Genomic DNA, 14,782 nt, shown 5'->3' with positions numbered 1-14,782 from the left:
TCAGCCACCCGTTCGTCGCGATGGCCTCACTCGGCCACGCGGTCCTTGATCCACTGCGCGCGCGGCAGTACCTCGATGCTGCCGACGGCATACTGCTGCAGCACGTCGTCCGGCCCGAAGCACGGTTGCCAGCCCAGCTCACTGCGCAGGCGGGCACTGTCGTAGACACGGTCGATGCTCAATGGCAGCGGCCAGCCACGGCGTTCGAACTCGGCCAGCAGCTGCGGCGCGCGACGGGCCAGCACGCTGCGCGGGTGGGTGGCCAGTTCCAGGCAGTCCTCGCGCCGGAACGGCGTCGGTGCGCAGGCGAGATAGCGGGCGAATCGGGCGCCTTCGTCGAGCAGCAGTGCAGCGTGTGCGCTGGCCACATCGCGGGCGTCGATGCCGCGATGCAGGCGGAACATCGCCATGCGCTCGGGCGGTTCCGGGAAGCACCGGCCCATGCGCAGCACGCGAACGCTGAAGCCCGGCGTGGCGGCAGCTTCAGCCAGGGTCTCGGCCTGCAGCTTGGTGCGATGGTAGATCGTGCGCGGCAGTGGCTCGGTGTCTTCGTCGATCCAACGGCAGCCACCGGCTACCACGGCATGGCCGTACAGCGCGGTGGTGCTGGTCAGCACGAAACGCCGTGCGCCGGCTTCGCGTGCGGCCTGCAGCAGGTGCGCGGTTGCCTCCACGTTGATCTGCTGGAATACCGCGTCCGGCACCAGGCCGACATGCGGAGCATGCAGGGCCGCGGTATGGATGACCGCGTCCACGCCCTGCACCGCACGCGTGACCGCCTGGCGATCGGTGACATCGGCAATGATGCGCGTGGTGGCGAACGGGCTGCGGTCCAGCCCCACCACCTCGTGGGCGGCCGCCAACGCACCGAAGATCGCGCGCCCGATGCGCCCGGAACTGCCGGTCAACAGAATCTTCATTGAGTCCATTCACTCGAAGCGCCCGGGAACTACCGGGATGCTTCGATTCTAGGCATGCATTCGCGCATCTGCGATAGGACAGCCATGCAATCGTGCGTTCATCTTGACGACTTCGCAGGCGCCAGCAGTTGCCGCGCGATGAACAGCGGATCGTCGCCGCCGGCCACATCAGGCCTCACGCCGGTGCCTTCCCAGTTGCCGCCGGTGCGCAGATTGATCGGTTGCCGGTCGGGAATGCTGATCTGATAGCCATCGGGCAGCAGCACAGGATCACCAAACATATGCGCGGCACCGCCACTGCGCGTGCCGACAATGCGCGCGCGGCCCAGGGCCTGCAGCGAATAGGCGACGAACTCGGCCGCCGAACCGGTACGCCGGTCGATCAGCACCACCAGCGGCTTCAGGTACACAGGCAGGCTGGCAGGCGGCAGCGGTACCGGCGTGCGCCGGCCACGCTGGTCCAGCTGCTGCACCGCGCCGATCTTCGCGTCCAGCAGCGTGCGCACCAGCAGGTCGGCACTTGCATCGTCGCCTCCCCCGTTCTGGCGCAGATCCAGCACCAGGCCATCGGTGTCGGCCAGCAGCGTGAAGGCCGCAGCGAACTTCGGCCGCGCCAGATCCAGCGGGTAAAAAGTACTCAACCGCAGGTAGCCAATGTTGCCTTCCAGCACCCGCACCTCGCGCACACCGGCACCATTGCTGCGGGCATCGGCACGCCAGGCCATCAACCAGTCGTCCTGGCCGGCAGCTGCGTCCACGCGCTCAACGTGGAAGTGGCCATCGAACATGTCCAGGTCCTGGTTCAGGCGTGCGCTGAACGCAGCAGGATCCGAACAGCTGTCCGCATACCGCTGCTGCGCCGACCAGCTGCGCAGGGCATCGGCGATGCGGGCGGCCTCCGCCTCGTCCAGGTACTGCGCCTGCACGGCGCTGGCGGCCGCCTGCAGCACCGCATCCTGCGCCGGGCAGGCCGTCGCCAGCAGCGCGCCGAGCATCCAGGAGACCGCCATCATCCACCCCGCATTGAGGATATATAAGCGCTTATATATCATCCCGCTCATGGATCTCCAACACGCCACGCTGGGTACCCTGCTGCGCGCACTGCTGGACCAGCTGGACCCGGCCGTCGAGCAGGCCTACCGGCACCTGCAACTGGACTACCGGCCGCGCTACACGCCGGTGCTGCGCACGCTGATGGCGCAGGGCCCCTGCCGGATCAAGGACCTCGCGCTGGCCTGCGGGCTCAGCCATTCGGCGCTCAGCCAGACCGTGGCGGCGATGGTGCGCGATGGTTGGCTGCACACTGCCAATGGTGACGACGGGCGCGAACGCATCCTGCAGTTGAGCCCGCGCGCGCAGCGCGCGATGCCCGTGCTGCAGGCGCAATGGCAGGCCACCGCAGTGGCGGCACGCAGCCTCGATGCCGATCTGGGGCAGTCGTTGGAGCAGGTGCTGCGCAAAGCACTGGTGGCGCTCGAACAACGGCCCTTCGCGCAGCGCCTGCAGGACGCCCGCCGGCGCTGAGGCGTTACTGCTCTGCAGCCATCTCGATCTCGCTGAGGAAGGTCCAGCTGCCGTTGGCCACGCGCAGCTCCAGCGTGCGGCATTGCGCAGCCAGGGGGGCTGCATTGCCGAGCACGTACTCCTCTTCGGTCGAGCCCATCACGCCGGACTGGGTGAAGGGTGCCGACAGCGTGCCGATGGTTACGGCGGCAGTTCCGGGCTCGGCGCACATCACCTCCACCGAAGTCGGCGTGACGATGCCCCAGGCCGGGCGGGTCATCGTATGCAGGCCGATCCAGTCCACCCGTCGGCGCTGGCCCAGGTCGATGGTGATGCTGACGTTGCCGTGCACGCCTACCCAGCCCGCGTCCATCGGATTGCGCGGGTCGCCTACCCGGCGGTCGAACAGCTCATGGCCGCTGCCGTCGGGATAGCTGGTCGCCGGCGCCACGCTGTAGTGATAGGTGGTCTGCACCGGATCGACGAGGTACGAGGCACCCAACCCGTACAACCCGCGATAGGTGTTCATCATCCGCGGCGCCTCGCCGTAGCCCTGGCCGGGGCCGACCACTTCGGACATGTGGTACTGGTTGAGCCAGGCAACGCGCTTGCCAGCCGAACGCGCGCTCCACAACTGCTGGTTGATGCGCTGCACCGACGCCGACCGGTATGCACCGGACAGGCCGTTACCGGTATCAAGGAACAGCGGGCTGCCATGGTTGAACAGCTCGATGTCGGCCCACACAGCGCTGGCGCCCAGCTGCGCCGACAACGCCTGGTAGTACTGCTCGGTGGAATAGCCCGGTCGATCCCACTGGAACAGTTTCGCGTGCGACGCCGCGCCGATGCCGTCCTGCCAGATCTGCACGTCGACCCCCGTGGCAGAGCGGAACCGTAGCGCAGCACTGGCCACGCTGGCCGGGTCGACGCTGGAGGATGCCAGATAGGGCGCCACCATCACCGGCCTGGATGGCGTCGCCGCTTTCAGTGTGGAAACGATTGAACGATAGAACGACGCACGCTCGGCCGGTACCTGCGCGGGCTCATCGGTGATGTACCAGCCGGCGAATGCCGGATGCATCGCGTACTGCTGGGCCAGCTGCGCCATCGACTGCGCTGCGTCCTGCGCCACCGCTGCAGCGTTCGAGCCCTGCCAGAACGCCGCACACTGGCCCGAACTGTAGGTGGTGCCGACCACGACCTTCATCCCACGCGCTGCGGCCGCGTCCAGCACCGTGCCCAGCTTGGCCGGGAAGCCGGCGATCCATTCGAAATCCTGCGCGCTGCTGGCGCAGCCCACGCCGGCACGGGTGGCGCGGGTCTGGCCGATGATGAGCGTGTCGTTGCCCAGGTCCCGCAGTTCGTCGAGGAACAGCGGCAGCTGCGCCGCTGGCAGCTGCTCATCGGTGGACGAGTAACCGAAGTGAACGAAACTGCCGCTCAGCAGCGCAGTGTCCGCATGGGCCGGTGCAGCGCAGGCCAGCAGTACAAGCCATCCGAATCTGTTCACGGCGTCCTTTCCTGTCTGGGCGGTCATCCGCCATGCCGGTCCATCCTAGCCAAGCGGCGCTCATCGCGCAGCGGCGTAGTTGCGCCGTGAAAGCCAGTGCGGCGTGGCGTGAGGGCAGCACCGCCGGTGCGGACACTGCCTTAGCCGGGCACACGCAAGGATGAGCTCCCCTTCCATGCACCGGGAGCCTTCACATGGCTGACCAGCATCACGGCACCTCCCATCGTGGCTTCGCTTCGATGGACCGGGACAAGCAGCGCGCGATCGCCGCAAAGGGTGGACGCGCCGCGCATGCGTCCGGCAATGCACATGAGTTCAGCCCGGCCGAGGCACGCGTGGCAGGCCGCAAGGGCGGCGAGGCGATCAGCCGCAATCGCCAGCACATGGCAGCGATCGGCCGCGAAGGCGGGCACGCGCGCCACGCCAATGCACGGCAACAGCGGCAGCACGCGGCCGAACCCGCGCCGGCGAAGGAAGGGCCGCAACGCCAGCAGGGCTGACCGCAGCGTGCTCAGGCGCGCCTGCACTGGCGGTACAGGGCGAGCGCCGCCAACAGGGCCAGCACGCCGGCGACAGCCATCGCCCAGCCGAAACCGCTGGCCATCGCGCCGCGGTACCAGGCCAGTATCTGCGTCCCCGGCAGCAGTGAAGACGGCTGCAGGATCAGCGTGCGCGCCTGTGCGGCCACTGCGGGCTGCCCTGCCGCCTGCGCGGTCGCGGTGAACTGGCATACCGCGCGCAGGCCCATCAGGCTTCCCAGCAGCGCGATGCCAAGGCTCATGCCCGCCTGGCGCAGCGCGTTCATCGTGGCCGACGCAATGCCGGCACGCTCGGCCGGTACGCATGACATCACCGCCATGCCGGTCGCAGGTACCGCCAGTCCCATGCCAGTGCCGAGCAGCATCAGCAGTGCGCTGGCCTGGCCGTGCGCTGTAGTCGGCTCGAACGTGGCAATCGCACACAGCGCCATGCCTGTCATTGCATAGCCCGTCACCAGTGCAGCATGCAGCCCGAACCACGCCGCCAGACGGCCGAACAGCAGCGACACCACCGCCATCAGCACGAATTGCGGTACCAGCTGCGCACCGGCCTGCGCAGCCCCATGTCCCTGCGCCTGCTGGAAGAACAGCGACAGGAAGAACAGGCTCGCATAAGCGGTGAATCCAAGCACGAACGAGGCCAGGTTGAGCATGCCGAAACCCGGCTTCGCCAACAGGTCCAGCGGCAGCAGCGGCCGCGCCACGCGGCGCTCGACCCACGCAAACAGCGCCAGGCCGGATGCTGCGATGCCGAGCGCCAGCAGGGTCGAAGGTGCCAGCAGGCCGTGCTCGCCGATCGCGATCAGGCCGTAACTGAGTGCACCCAGCGCGACGATGCTGAGCAGCTGCCCGGCCGGGTCCAGCGCGGCGTGCTGCGGATGCCGTCGCTCTGGAATGCCCCAGGCCCCCAGCGCGAGTGCAAGCAGGCCCAGCGGCAGGTTGATCAGGAAGATGCTGGGCCAACCTGCGTGCTGCACCAGTTCGCCTCCCAGCAGCGGCCCCAGCACCAGCGCCAGCGCGCTGAACGCCGACCAGCCCCCGATCGCGCGTGCACGCTGGCGCGGATCAGGGAATGCATGGCTGAGGATCGGCATCGCACTCGGGATCAGCAGGGCGCCGGCCACCCCCTGCACCGCCCGCCCCGCCACCAGTGCGGAAAGACTGCCTGCGCAGGCACACAGCAGCGAGCCCACGGTGAAGGTCGCCACGCTGAGCAGCCACATGCGGCGGTGGCCATAGCGGTCACCCAGCGGCCCCGCCGACAGCATCACTGCGGACAGGGCGATGGCATAGGCGTTGATCACCCACTGCAGCCCGGCCATGTCGGTGTGCAGTGCCTGCTGCAGCGTCGGCAGCGCGACGTTGACGATGCTGATGTCCAGCGAGGCGAGGAAGGTGCCCAGGTAGGCCGCCAGCACCAGGGCCGGCCGTCGGAAGCGTTGCATGTGCGGATGCCGGGAGGGAGCGTGCGCGCATCGTAATTTGCTGACTGACCGTCAGTCAATGACCGACGGTCAGTCATTGCCGGAGGAAGCTAGAATGGCGACCGTCGCACCCGGACCCCGCCCCATGCAGATTCCCGCCGTCGCCAGGCCCCGCACCAAACCCGCTGAAACCCGCCAGGAAGAGCTGATGGACGCCGCGCAGGCGCTGTTCCTGTCACAGGGCGTGGAAGCGACCACCATCAGTGACATCGTGGCCGCCGCCGACGTGGCCAAGGGCACGTTCTATACCTACTTCGCCTCGCGCACCGAGATCCTGCAGGCGCTGGCGCAGCGCTACACGCTGCAGTTCATGGCCGAGGTCGACCATGCCGTTCAGCAGCAGCCTGCCCACGATGGCGTGGCGCGACTGTGCGCCTGGATCCGCGCCAACATCGAGACCTATGTGCGCACGCACGCACTGCACGACGTCGTCTACGCCAACCATCACCACCACCAGCGCGGCAATGCCGAGCGCAACGCCATCCAGCAGCAGCTGCTCGACATCCTCGAGGCGGGCACCCGTGCAGGCCTGTGGCAGCTGCCGGCACCGCAGATCACGGCCTCGCTGATCTATGCCGGCGTACATGGCGCCACCGATGACCTGATCGCTGCGCCCACGCAGGACGCCGACACCTTCATTGCGGCGGTGGTGGCCGATTGCCTGCGCATGGTCGGCGTGTCGCCGGCGCCGAAGCGTGGCGGCACCCGTCGCTGAAGCGCCCGCCGTCGCTCAGGCGTGGGCGAGGATGTTCAACAGCCGGCCGAACGGGTCGCGGACGAAGAAGCGCCGCACGCCCCAGGGCTCGTCGGCCGGCCCATAGTCCAGCGCGATGCCAGCCGCGTGCATGCGTTCCAGCACCTCCTGCAGGTTGTCCACTTCGATAGACAGGTCCGGCACCGGTGCGCCGGAACCCCCTTCGCTGGCGAAGCTGACCTGCGCCAGCGCACTGCCCTGCCCGCCATGGGTGACGATCCAGCCATGGTCCATCACCACCGGCATGCCGAGCAGCTCGCCATAGAATGCAGCGGCGCGGGCGGGATCAGACGTGGCGATGTTGGCGACGACACGCATGACGGCCATGTTCCACTCCACCAGGAAGAATGCGCCGAGAGTGCCCGACCCTGCGCACAAACAGAAGAGCCCCGTCATGGACGGGGCCCGTCATCAGCCGATCATGGCTGGGCTTACACCGCGCCGCAGCGCTCCATGACGCATCGATCGTATTCGTACTGGCATTCCATGGCATCACCCCCACCGGCTACACACGCCTGGTAGGCCTTCCAGCAGGGAAAATCGCAGGGCTGGACCGGTCCGGCCACGGCCACCGAGCCGCTGCAGGCCAACGCGAACACAGCACCGGCGATCACTTTCCTGAAAGTACGCATCGACATCACTCCTTGATAAGCCTGGTGAGCCCAGGCCGGGCAACCTTAGCGCTGCACACGGGACGTTGGGTGAAGGCGGATGCGGCTGGACTCAGTGTTGCAGCATTCCCAGGACACGCAGTTGCCCGGCCAGCTCATCACTGTTGCGCCACGGCAGGATCGGCGAATTGCCGCGCTCGTCCGGCGGGGTGTCCGGCAGCGCGTCGGACCCGCCACCTGCCCCTGCAAGCGGCAGCAGCGGCCGCTTGTGCAGCCAAACCTCCGAGATCGTGCAGGCGCGCCCACCGCTGACGATGCAGGCATCACCGGCAAGGGCCATGATCAGGTTGCGCGCATCCCCCATGCCACAGGGCACCACCACCGTGGCCGGCCAGTCGGCCGGCGGCATGCTGCCTTCCGGGATGACGCTGGGCACCTGGCCACCAGCTGCGCGCTCGAACGCGTCGCTGCCAGGATCGGCATCGCCCAATATCGCCAACGGTGGTTTACGGAATGCGGTACGCATGGGCGGTTCCGAAGCCTCGGAAGGAAGGGTCACGGTGCCCTGCCCGCTGGAGCCGCACCATGCACCGATCACAAAACATTAACACGTTCATAAAATTCTCTTCACATTACTGGGGGATATCGCCATGCCTTGGCGTTAACGGCCTTGTTGTCCGTCAACCAAGGAAGTTGTCCGATGAATCACCCGCTGTACGGCCGTTCGTCCCGCTCCCTGTCGCATCGCCCACTGGCGCTTGCCGTCGCCAGCTCGCTACTGCTGGCCACCGCACTGCCAGCCATGGCCAGCGAATCACTCGAGGCCTGGCAGCAGCAGCGCCAGCTGCAGGCCGCGTGGGCGCAGCCCGCTGCCAGCACCGCACCTGCAACCACGGCCACGGCAGCCGCCGCCAGCAGCACCGCCGTTCTTGGCAACCCCGGCGATCCGGCCAGCTGGCGCAGCGATGAATTCAACGCCGATTGGGGCCTGGGCGCGATGGGCGCGGACTACGCCTATGCGCGCGGCCTGACTGGCAAGGGCGTACGCCTGGCGCTGTTCGACTCGGGCTCCGCACTGGCGCATCCGGAGTTTGCAGGACGCAATACCTCCAGCATCACCATCGGTGCCGACTGTGCGACGCCGGGCGTGGTCGCAGGGGCGGGCGCCTGCGGGCAGACCCGCGGCGAACAGCCCGGCTACAACTACTACGGACTGGGCGCCGGCGTTCCGGCCTCACTGGCGGCACGCCTGATCGCCGCCGGCCAGCCCTATGGCTTCAGCTACGCCGATCACGGCACGCATGTGCTTGGCACCATCGGCGCCAACCGCAATGGCACCGGCATGCATGGTGTGGCCTTTGGTGCGGATCTTACCGCCGCCCGCGTGTTCGGTGACACCTACTACGAGTGGCGCCTGGACCCGGACAGGTTCTATCGTCCGCGCGCGGTGTACCGCACCGATCCGGATGATGCCGCCACGCTGGACATGTATGCGCAGATCCAGGCGCAGGGTGTACGCGCCATCAATCACAGCTGGGGCATTTCCACGCGCAACATGACCGCCGCCGCGCTGGACCAGCAGTACGCCAGCATCGGTGCCGACTACGGCGTATACGGCAGCATCTACGCCAACAACGGCGATGCCCCGGGTTCCACTCTCATCCAGGTGTGGTCGGCTGGCAACGGCAGCGGTGCGGTTGCCGGCATCACCGCCTCGATGCCGCGCTGGAAGCCCGAACTGGAACCGTACTGGCTGGCGGTCGCCAATGTCCGCCGGCCCGACGCCGCCGCAGGTGAAACCGACTACGTGATCGATGGCAGTTCCAGCATCTGCGGGGTTGCCGCCAACTGGTGCATCTCGGCCCCCGGTACCGATATCGTCAGCACCATCGTCTCCGGCGATATCCAGGGCCGCATCGAGAACACCTCCGCCTACGTGCGGCTGATCATCGACAGCGAGAACACCAACTACGTCTACGGCACCAAGACCGGCACGTCGATGGCCGCCCCCCATATCACCGGTGCCCTCGGCCTGCTGATGGAGCGCTTCCCGTACCTGGACAACGCCCAGGTCCGCGACGTGCTGTTGACCACCGCACGCGATCTCGGCGCGCCAGGCATCGATGCAATCTACGGCTGGGGCATGGTCGACCTGCGCAAGGCCATCGAGGGCTATGGCTCGCTGCGCGTGGACACCAACGTGGTGATGAACCAGAGGGCCGGCGGCCTGAAGGTCTGGGAAGGCGATGCGTGGGACAACTGGACCAACGACATCGGCGGCCCCGGCAAGCTGACCAAATCCGGTATCGGTTGGCTGCGCCTGAGCGGCAACAACAGTTTCAACGGCGCCGTGGTGCAGGACGGCATGCTGGAGTTGAACGGCGCCAACACGCTCACCTCGGCGGTCGAGGTCCAGGGTGGCCGGCTGCTGCTCAACGGCAGGCTGGTCTCCACCGCCCTGACCACCACCGGTGGCGTCAGCACGGTCAGCACCAGCGGCGTGCTGGATAACAGCAACCTGGTAGTCAACGGCGGCGTGGTGTCCTTCAACGGCACGCAGACCGGTGGCACCACCACCGTCGGCGCCAATGGCCTGCTGAAGGGCGTCGGCACGCTCGGCAACACCCGCGTGGACGGCATCATCGCGCCGGGCAACTCGATCGGCACGCTGACCATCAACGGCAACTACGTGCAGGGCGCCACCGGCGTGTATGCGGCGGAGCTGGCACCGGGTAGTCGCAGTGACCAGCTGCACGTGACCGGCACCGCCACCCTCGGCGGCACCCTGGTCGCCCTGCCGGAACCGGGCGTGTATTACCTCGGCGAACAGTTCAACGTCCTGCGTGCCGACGGTGGCATCAGCGGCCAGTTCGCCAAGACCGACTTCAGTGCGTTCTCGCCTTTCCTGCAGTTCAGCCTGGCCTACGGTGCCAATGGCACGCGCATCGACGTTGCCCGTGGCGCTTCGCTGGCCACGGCTGCCAACACGCCCAACCAGCGTGCGGTGGCGGCCGCCGCCGACCTGCTGCCGATCGCCCAGGGCCTGCCCAAGCCGCTGACCCAGCTGTTCCCGCAGCAGGTCGGTGGCGTGCTCGATGGCCTCAGCGGCGAGCTGCATCCGGCCACGGCCATCGCCCTGGTCGAGGGCAGCCGCTACGTGCGCGATGCCGCGTTGTCACGCCGGGCCGGCGCCGCCGCACCCGGCAGCGACGTGGGTGATGCGACGGGCGCATGGGTGCAGGCCATCGGTGGCAACAGCAGGCTGGACGGTGACGTCAACACCGCCCGCACCGAGGCCAACAGCAACGGCCTGCTGGTCGGCATCGACCGCGAGTTCTCCGGCTGGCAGGTCGGCGTGCTGGCCGGTACCGGCCGTACCGACGTCAAGCAGCAGGACCGCCGCGCCAAGTCGAAGATCGACAACACGCACTTCGGTGCCTATGCCAGCCACACCTGGGGCGGCTTCGGCCTGCGCGGTGGTGTGGCGTGGAGCAAGCACGAGGTGAAGAGCACGCGTGAAGTCGCCTTCGCAGGTTTCAGTGACAGCCTGAGCGCGCGTTACGACGCCCGCACCCGCCAGGCCTTCATCGAAGCTGGTTATCGCTTCGGTGGCCCCGAAGCCGGGCTGGAGCCGTACCTGCAGGTGGCGCGCGTGGAAGTGGACCTCAAGCGCATCAGCGAACGCGGTGGAGCAGCGGCGCTGCAGGGCAAGGTGGACGACACCGGAACCACGATCGCCACCGCCGGCGTGCGCTTCGACAAGGGGCTGAAGGCTTCGTTCCAGCAGGACAGCTGGCTGCACCTGCGCGGGGGCGTCGGCTATCGTCGTGCCTCGGGGGATCGCAGCCAGGTCGCCAACCTTGCGTTTGCCAATGGCAGCTCCACGTTCGCGGTCAACGGCGCGCCGATCGCCGACAACGCGGTGGTGGCCGAACTGGGCCTGTCGGCGTGGCTCACCTCGCGCCAGCAGCTGGAGCTGGGCTACAGCGGCCAGTTCGGCAGCGAGAGCCGTGACCATGGTGCGAATGCACGCTGGTCCGTGCGTTTCTGATCTGTGCCTGCAGTGCGATGAAAACAGGAGGGGCGGCCCATCGGCCGCCCCTTCTGCTTGCGGGTGACGCTCTTTCAGCTCAGGCGCACAGCGCCTGCATGGCCTGCGCTGTGACCTCGACGATCTGCCCATCCACGATGTGGACGCTGCGACCCGCGCACGCCGCCAGCTCCTTGTCATGCGTCACCATGATGATGGTCATGCCGCCCTGGTTGAGCTCACGCAGAATCTCCATGACCCCCTGCGACATCTGCGAGTCCAGGTTTCCGGTCGGCTCGTCAGCCAGCAGCAGGGCCGGCGTGCCCGCGATGGCGCGGGCGATCGCCGCGCGCTGCTGCTGCCCGCCCGACAGTTCGCCGGGATAGTGCGACATGCGGCTGCCCAGTCCGACCTGGGCCAGTGCCGAGGCCACACGCTGCCTGCATTCGGCTGCCGCCATGCCACGGTAGCGCAGGGGCACCTCCACATTGGCCTGGATGGTCAGATCCGGAATCAGGTTGAACGCCTGGAACACGAAGCCGATCTTCTCGTTGCGCAGCGCGCTGAGCGCCGCGTCGCGCATGCCGCCAACATCCACGCCGCCGATCGCGTAGTGGCCGCCGGAAAAGCCCTCGAGCAGACCGAGGATGTTCAGCAGTGTGGACTTGCCGGAGCCGGAAGGGCCGGTAATCGAGAGGAAATCGCCCTCCTGCACCGACAGGTCGATGGAGCGCAATGCATGGGTCATGACTTCACCCACCTGGAACACTTTGCTGACGCCTTGCATCCTGAGCATGGGAATTCTCGCTTGCAGATGGAAGCAGCGACCGGCCAAGGCCGCTGCGGGACTCACAACGAACGGATGGCCGACACCGGCGCGATGGCCGCGGCACGCAGCGCCGGCAGCAGTACCGCCGCCTGGCCCAGCAGCAGCAGGATCACCGCACTCACCGGCAGGTACAGCAGTGGCAGGCGCGGCAGTTCGTAGAAGCGCATCAGGGTCAGGTTCATCGCGTAGGCCAGCAGAGCCCCGGCCGCGATGCCGATGGAGACAATCAGCAGGTTCTCGATCTGGAAATAGCGCATCACATCGGTGCGCGTGGCCCCCAGCGCGCGGCGGATGCCGATCTGCTTGCGACGTTGCTCCACCCAGTAACTGGCCAGTCCGACAATGCCCAGGGCAGTGGCAGCCAGCAGTGCGATGATGACACCGCCCAGCAGCCCCATCATGACCCGGTCACCTTCGAAATGCCGCTCGCGCAGTTCGGAGATCCGCCGGCTGCCCTCGACATCGAACACCACGTCCGGCGCGACACGGCGGATTGCCTGCTGCGCATCGCGCATTACGCGGTTCATGTCGCCGGCCTCGGCGCGCACCAGATAGCGGCCGGTCAGGCGCGGCCCCTGCGATGCGGGCACGATCACCGACCAGTCCGAGCCCTTGGCTTCACCGCGGCCGGGGCGGGATACGGCCATGTGCTCGACCACGCCGATCACCCGCAGCCGGGTGTCCATCGCCCACAGGCTCTTGCCCACGGCGTTTTCGCCGGGCCAGTAGCGTTGGGCCAGCTCCTGGGTGACCAGCGCCGGGGGATTGGCCGGCACCAGTTCATCGGTCGGTGCGAACTCGTCCGCACCGGGCATGCGCCCCCCCACCAGGTGCAACTGCAGCGCGTCCAGGGCCACGGCATCGGCCAGGTAGAAATCCAGAACACCGCCGGGCACCTGCTGGTCCTCGTCCAGGTTGACGCCGGCGCGTATGCCCGGGCTGCCGAACGGCATGGCACTGACCAGCCCGGCCGCCGTCACGCCGCTCAGCCCCCGCAATGCACCAACGACCCGCGCGTTGACATCGTTGGCGCGCTCGGCATCGATGCCGTCGAGCTGGATCACCCCCAGCCGTGACTCGTCCAGGCCACTGACCAGCTGCATTGCAGCGTTCCGCTCGATCATCAGGAAGATCGCGTTGCACAGCACGGCGCAGGCCAATGCGATCTCCATCGCGATGAGGAAGGTCGCCAGGCGGTGCCGGCGCAGGGCCGAAAGTACGATGCCGATCTGCATGGTGGTTCCTCTACAGAAGCTTCAGTTGGGCGATGGGCTGGACCGCACTGGCACGGATCGCGGGAATCAGGCTCGCCAGCAGGCTGGCCAGCACCGACAGCGCCAGGGTGAACAGCAGCATGGTGGTATCAAGCCGCGCCAGGTCCGCATAGGCCACCGGCTGGCTGCGCACCGCGCTCAGGCCGAGCCAGGTCAGCAACAGGCCCAGCGTGCCACCCAGTGCCCCCACCAGCGCGGCCTCGACCACGCACTGCAGGAAGATCGCCGCGCGGCTTGCGCCCAGTGCGCGACGCAAGCCGATCTCGCCGCTGTAGCGCAGGAACTTCGCCAGCAGCAGACCGATCACATTGGCAATGCAGATCCCGAGGAAGGCGAAGGCCAGGATGGCCTGCAGCTTCACGTCGCTGGGTACCACCTGGTTGAAGTCGAGCCACTGCATCAATGAGCGCAGCCGCGTGTTGTCGGCGTGGCTGATCCGGCCCAGGGCCTTCTGCTCAGCGGCATAGTTCTGCAGGAACCGCTGATAGGCGGCCACCTTGGCGGCGCTGTCCAGCTTGACCCACAGGTGTACCCAGACACACGGCGCGGTCTGCAGCCGGCCGCGCTGCTCCGGCGTGGACCAGCAGGTGAACGGCACGAAGTCGCCGTCATTGATCTCCAGGCTGGAGGTCAGCGGCATGAACAGATCATCGGCCGAGGCGAAGAAGCCCGACGTGTTGCCGCCGCTGAAGCGGCCGCCCCGCACCTTGTAGAACAGCGGCGAGGGTCGCCAGGGCGCGAGCACGCCCACGATGCGCATCGCGGTGTCCTTGACCCGCAGTGTCTGCCCCACACTGTCGCCCCCACCGAACATCTGCTCGTTGAGCTCCGACGAGATCACCACCACACGTGCGCGCGCGTCATCCTCCTCGCGTGACCACCAGCGCCCATGTGCCAGCGGCACCGCGAACATCGTCGCGAAGTCGGTGGTGGTGGAGATCGATGAGCGGATGACCGGTGGCGCACTGCCCTGATCGGGCCGCAGCTTGACCGGATTGGTGACCACCAGTGTCTGCTGGTCCGCGCGCCCGGACGACCACAGGTCGAAGGCCGAGCGATAGTCCAGCACGTCGTACGGCTCGCGGCCCTTCGAGTTCGGATTGGCATCCAGCTGGGGGTAGTAGAGGTCACCGCTGCGCCCGGGCAAGGGATCGCCGGACAGCAGGTAGACCACGGTCAAGGTGGTCATGCTGGCTCCAATTCCCACCGCGATGGCCAGCACCATCAGGGCGGTGATGGCCTTGCTCCGCAGTGTATTGTGCAGCGCCACCTGCGCGCAGTAGACCAGCCTGCGCATGCCCGCACCCTTTTCTGCACCCTGTATCGAC

General features: G+C 67.6%; 14 protein-coding genes. 4 read left to right on the top strand and 10 right to left on the bottom strand.

The annotated features are described in order from the left end of the window. Positions 1 to 26 precede the first annotated feature (26 nt). A complete protein-coding gene (locus E5790_RS12600) occupies positions 27 to 920 on the bottom strand; it encodes an NAD(P)-dependent oxidoreductase (protein WP_014648518.1) in 894 nt (297 codons plus the stop codon). 98 nt (positions 921 to 1,018) lie between these two features. Then, a complete protein-coding gene (locus E5790_RS12595) occupies positions 1,019 to 1,930 on the bottom strand; it encodes a S41 family peptidase (RefSeq protein WP_049439338.1) in 912 nt (303 codons plus the stop codon). A 49-nt stretch (positions 1,931 to 1,979) separates the two neighbouring features. On the opposite strand from E5790_RS12595, the gene E5790_RS12590 reads away from it, so the two are divergent. Next, positions 1,980 to 2,444 carry a MarR family transcriptional regulator gene (locus E5790_RS12590; protein WP_014648520.1) on the top strand — a complete coding sequence of 155 codons (465 nt, stop codon included), beginning with the start codon at positions 1,980 to 1,982 and terminating at the stop codon, positions 2,442 to 2,444. A 4-nt stretch (positions 2,445 to 2,448) separates the two neighbouring features. On the opposite strand, the gene E5790_RS12585 is transcribed toward E5790_RS12590, so the two are convergent. Next, entirely contained in the window at positions 2,449 to 3,933 is a 1,485-nt protein-coding gene (locus E5790_RS12585; protein WP_100450658.1) for a DUF4434 domain-containing protein, read from the bottom strand. A gap of 194 nt (positions 3,934 to 4,127) precedes the next feature. Here E5790_RS12585 and E5790_RS12580 point away from each other — a divergent pair, with 194 nt between their 5' ends. Continuing rightward, positions 4,128 to 4,433 (top strand): KGG domain-containing protein, encoded by a 306-nt coding sequence (locus E5790_RS12580; RefSeq protein WP_111206673.1) that lies wholly within the window; start codon positions 4,128 to 4,130, stop codon positions 4,431 to 4,433. A gap of 11 nt (positions 4,434 to 4,444) precedes the next feature. Here E5790_RS12580 and E5790_RS12575 read toward each other — a convergent pair whose 3' ends face one another. After that, the gene (locus tag E5790_RS12575) at positions 4,445 to 5,917 is read right to left on the bottom strand and encodes an MFS transporter (RefSeq protein WP_111206675.1); all 1,473 of its coding nucleotides are present in this window, start codon (positions 5,915 to 5,917) and stop codon (positions 4,445 to 4,447) included. Positions 5,918 to 6,041: 124 nt separating this feature from the next. Between E5790_RS12575 and E5790_RS12570 the strand changes: the two genes are divergently transcribed. Next, positions 6,042 to 6,671: a TetR/AcrR family transcriptional regulator gene (locus E5790_RS12570; protein WP_046432686.1), complete on the top strand. Its 630-nt coding sequence runs from the start codon at positions 6,042 to 6,044 to the stop codon at positions 6,669 to 6,671. A gap of 15 nt (positions 6,672 to 6,686) precedes the next feature. Here the strand turns inward: E5790_RS12570 and E5790_RS12565 are convergent, their stop codons facing one another. The 3 genes from E5790_RS12565 to E5790_RS12555 form a co-directional block, all read right to left on the bottom strand. Next, the gene (locus tag E5790_RS12565) at positions 6,687 to 7,037 is read right to left on the bottom strand and encodes a VOC family protein (protein ID WP_032958352.1); all 351 of its coding nucleotides are present in this window, start codon (positions 7,035 to 7,037) and stop codon (positions 6,687 to 6,689) included. Positions 7,038 to 7,141: 104 nt separating this feature from the next. Continuing rightward, complete coding sequence (locus E5790_RS12560; RefSeq protein ID WP_032958391.1) at positions 7,142 to 7,342, bottom strand: hypothetical protein; 201 nt, start codon at positions 7,340 to 7,342, stop codon at positions 7,142 to 7,144. Between the two features lie 91 nt (positions 7,343 to 7,433). Next, a complete protein-coding gene (locus E5790_RS12555; protein WP_111206677.1) occupies positions 7,434 to 7,847 on the bottom strand; it encodes a Rossmann fold nucleotide-binding protein in 414 nt (137 codons plus the stop codon). A gap of 174 nt (positions 7,848 to 8,021) precedes the next feature. On the opposite strand from E5790_RS12555, the gene E5790_RS12550 reads away from it, so the two are divergent. Next, positions 8,022 to 11,372 carry an autotransporter serine protease gene (locus E5790_RS12550; protein ID WP_111206680.1) on the top strand — a complete coding sequence of 1,117 codons (3,351 nt, stop codon included), beginning with the start codon at positions 8,022 to 8,024 and terminating at the stop codon, positions 11,370 to 11,372. A gap of 79 nt (positions 11,373 to 11,451) precedes the next feature. On the opposite strand, the gene E5790_RS12545 is transcribed toward E5790_RS12550, so the two are convergent. From E5790_RS12545 to E5790_RS12535, 3 genes are read right to left on the bottom strand one after another with little or no spacing between them, the layout of a single operon-like run. After that, entirely contained in the window at positions 11,452 to 12,147 is a 696-nt protein-coding gene (locus E5790_RS12545) for an ABC transporter ATP-binding protein (RefSeq protein ID WP_049439239.1), read from the bottom strand. A 53-nt stretch (positions 12,148 to 12,200) separates the two neighbouring features. Next, complete coding sequence (locus tag E5790_RS12540) at positions 12,201 to 13,415, bottom strand: FtsX-like permease family protein (RefSeq protein WP_032958343.1); 1,215 nt, start codon at positions 13,413 to 13,415, stop codon at positions 12,201 to 12,203. A 10-nt stretch (positions 13,416 to 13,425) separates the two neighbouring features. After that, positions 13,426 to 14,751, bottom strand: coding sequence for an ABC transporter permease (locus E5790_RS12535; RefSeq protein ID WP_111206682.1), 1,326 nt, complete (start codon positions 14,749 to 14,751; stop codon positions 13,426 to 13,428). Between the last annotated feature and the right edge of the window lie 31 nt (positions 14,752 to 14,782).

Source organism: Stenotrophomonas sp. PAMC25021 (assembly GCF_004795795.1).
Taxonomy (GTDB): Bacteria; Pseudomonadota; Gammaproteobacteria; order Xanthomonadales; family Xanthomonadaceae; genus Stenotrophomonas; species Stenotrophomonas muris.
This window is presented reverse-complemented; position numbering and strand designations above follow the sequence as displayed.

What these genes read in the sequence shown, in the direction of transcription:
- E5790_RS12600 (WP_014648518.1), bottom strand. Translation starts at nt 920, where the DNA reads ATGAAGATTCTGTTGACCGGCAGTTCCGGGCGCATCGGGCGCGCGATC.
- E5790_RS12595 (WP_049439338.1), bottom strand. Translation starts at nt 1,930, where the DNA reads ATGGCGGTCTCCTGGATGCTCGGCGCGCTGCTGGCGACGGCCTGCCCG.
- E5790_RS12590 (WP_014648520.1), top strand. Translation starts at nt 1,980, where the DNA reads ATGGATCTCCAACACGCCACGCTGGGTACCCTGCTGCGCGCACTGCTG.
- E5790_RS12580 (WP_111206673.1), top strand. Translation starts at nt 4,128, where the DNA reads ATGGCTGACCAGCATCACGGCACCTCCCATCGTGGCTTCGCTTCGATG.
- E5790_RS12575 (WP_111206675.1), bottom strand. Translation starts at nt 5,917, where the DNA reads ATGCAACGCTTCCGACGGCCGGCCCTGGTGCTGGCGGCCTACCTGGGC.
- E5790_RS12570 (WP_046432686.1), top strand. Translation starts at nt 6,042, where the DNA reads ATGCAGATTCCCGCCGTCGCCAGGCCCCGCACCAAACCCGCTGAAACC.
- E5790_RS12565 (WP_032958352.1), bottom strand. Translation starts at nt 7,037, where the DNA reads ATGGCCGTCATGCGTGTCGTCGCCAACATCGCCACGTCTGATCCCGCC.
- E5790_RS12560 (WP_032958391.1), bottom strand. Translation starts at nt 7,342, where the DNA reads ATGCGTACTTTCAGGAAAGTGATCGCCGGTGCTGTGTTCGCGTTGGCC.
- E5790_RS12555 (WP_111206677.1), bottom strand. Translation starts at nt 7,847, where the DNA reads ATGCGTACCGCATTCCGTAAACCACCGTTGGCGATATTGGGCGATGCC.
- E5790_RS12550 (WP_111206680.1), top strand. Translation starts at nt 8,022, where the DNA reads ATGAATCACCCGCTGTACGGCCGTTCGTCCCGCTCCCTGTCGCATCGC.
- E5790_RS12545 (WP_049439239.1), bottom strand. Translation starts at nt 12,147, where the DNA reads ATGCTCAGGATGCAAGGCGTCAGCAAAGTGTTCCAGGTGGGTGAAGTC.
- E5790_RS12540 (WP_032958343.1), bottom strand. Translation starts at nt 13,415, where the DNA reads ATGCAGATCGGCATCGTACTTTCGGCCCTGCGCCGGCACCGCCTGGCG.
- E5790_RS12535 (WP_111206682.1), bottom strand. Translation starts at nt 14,751, where the DNA reads ATGCGCAGGCTGGTCTACTGCGCGCAGGTGGCGCTGCACAATACACTG.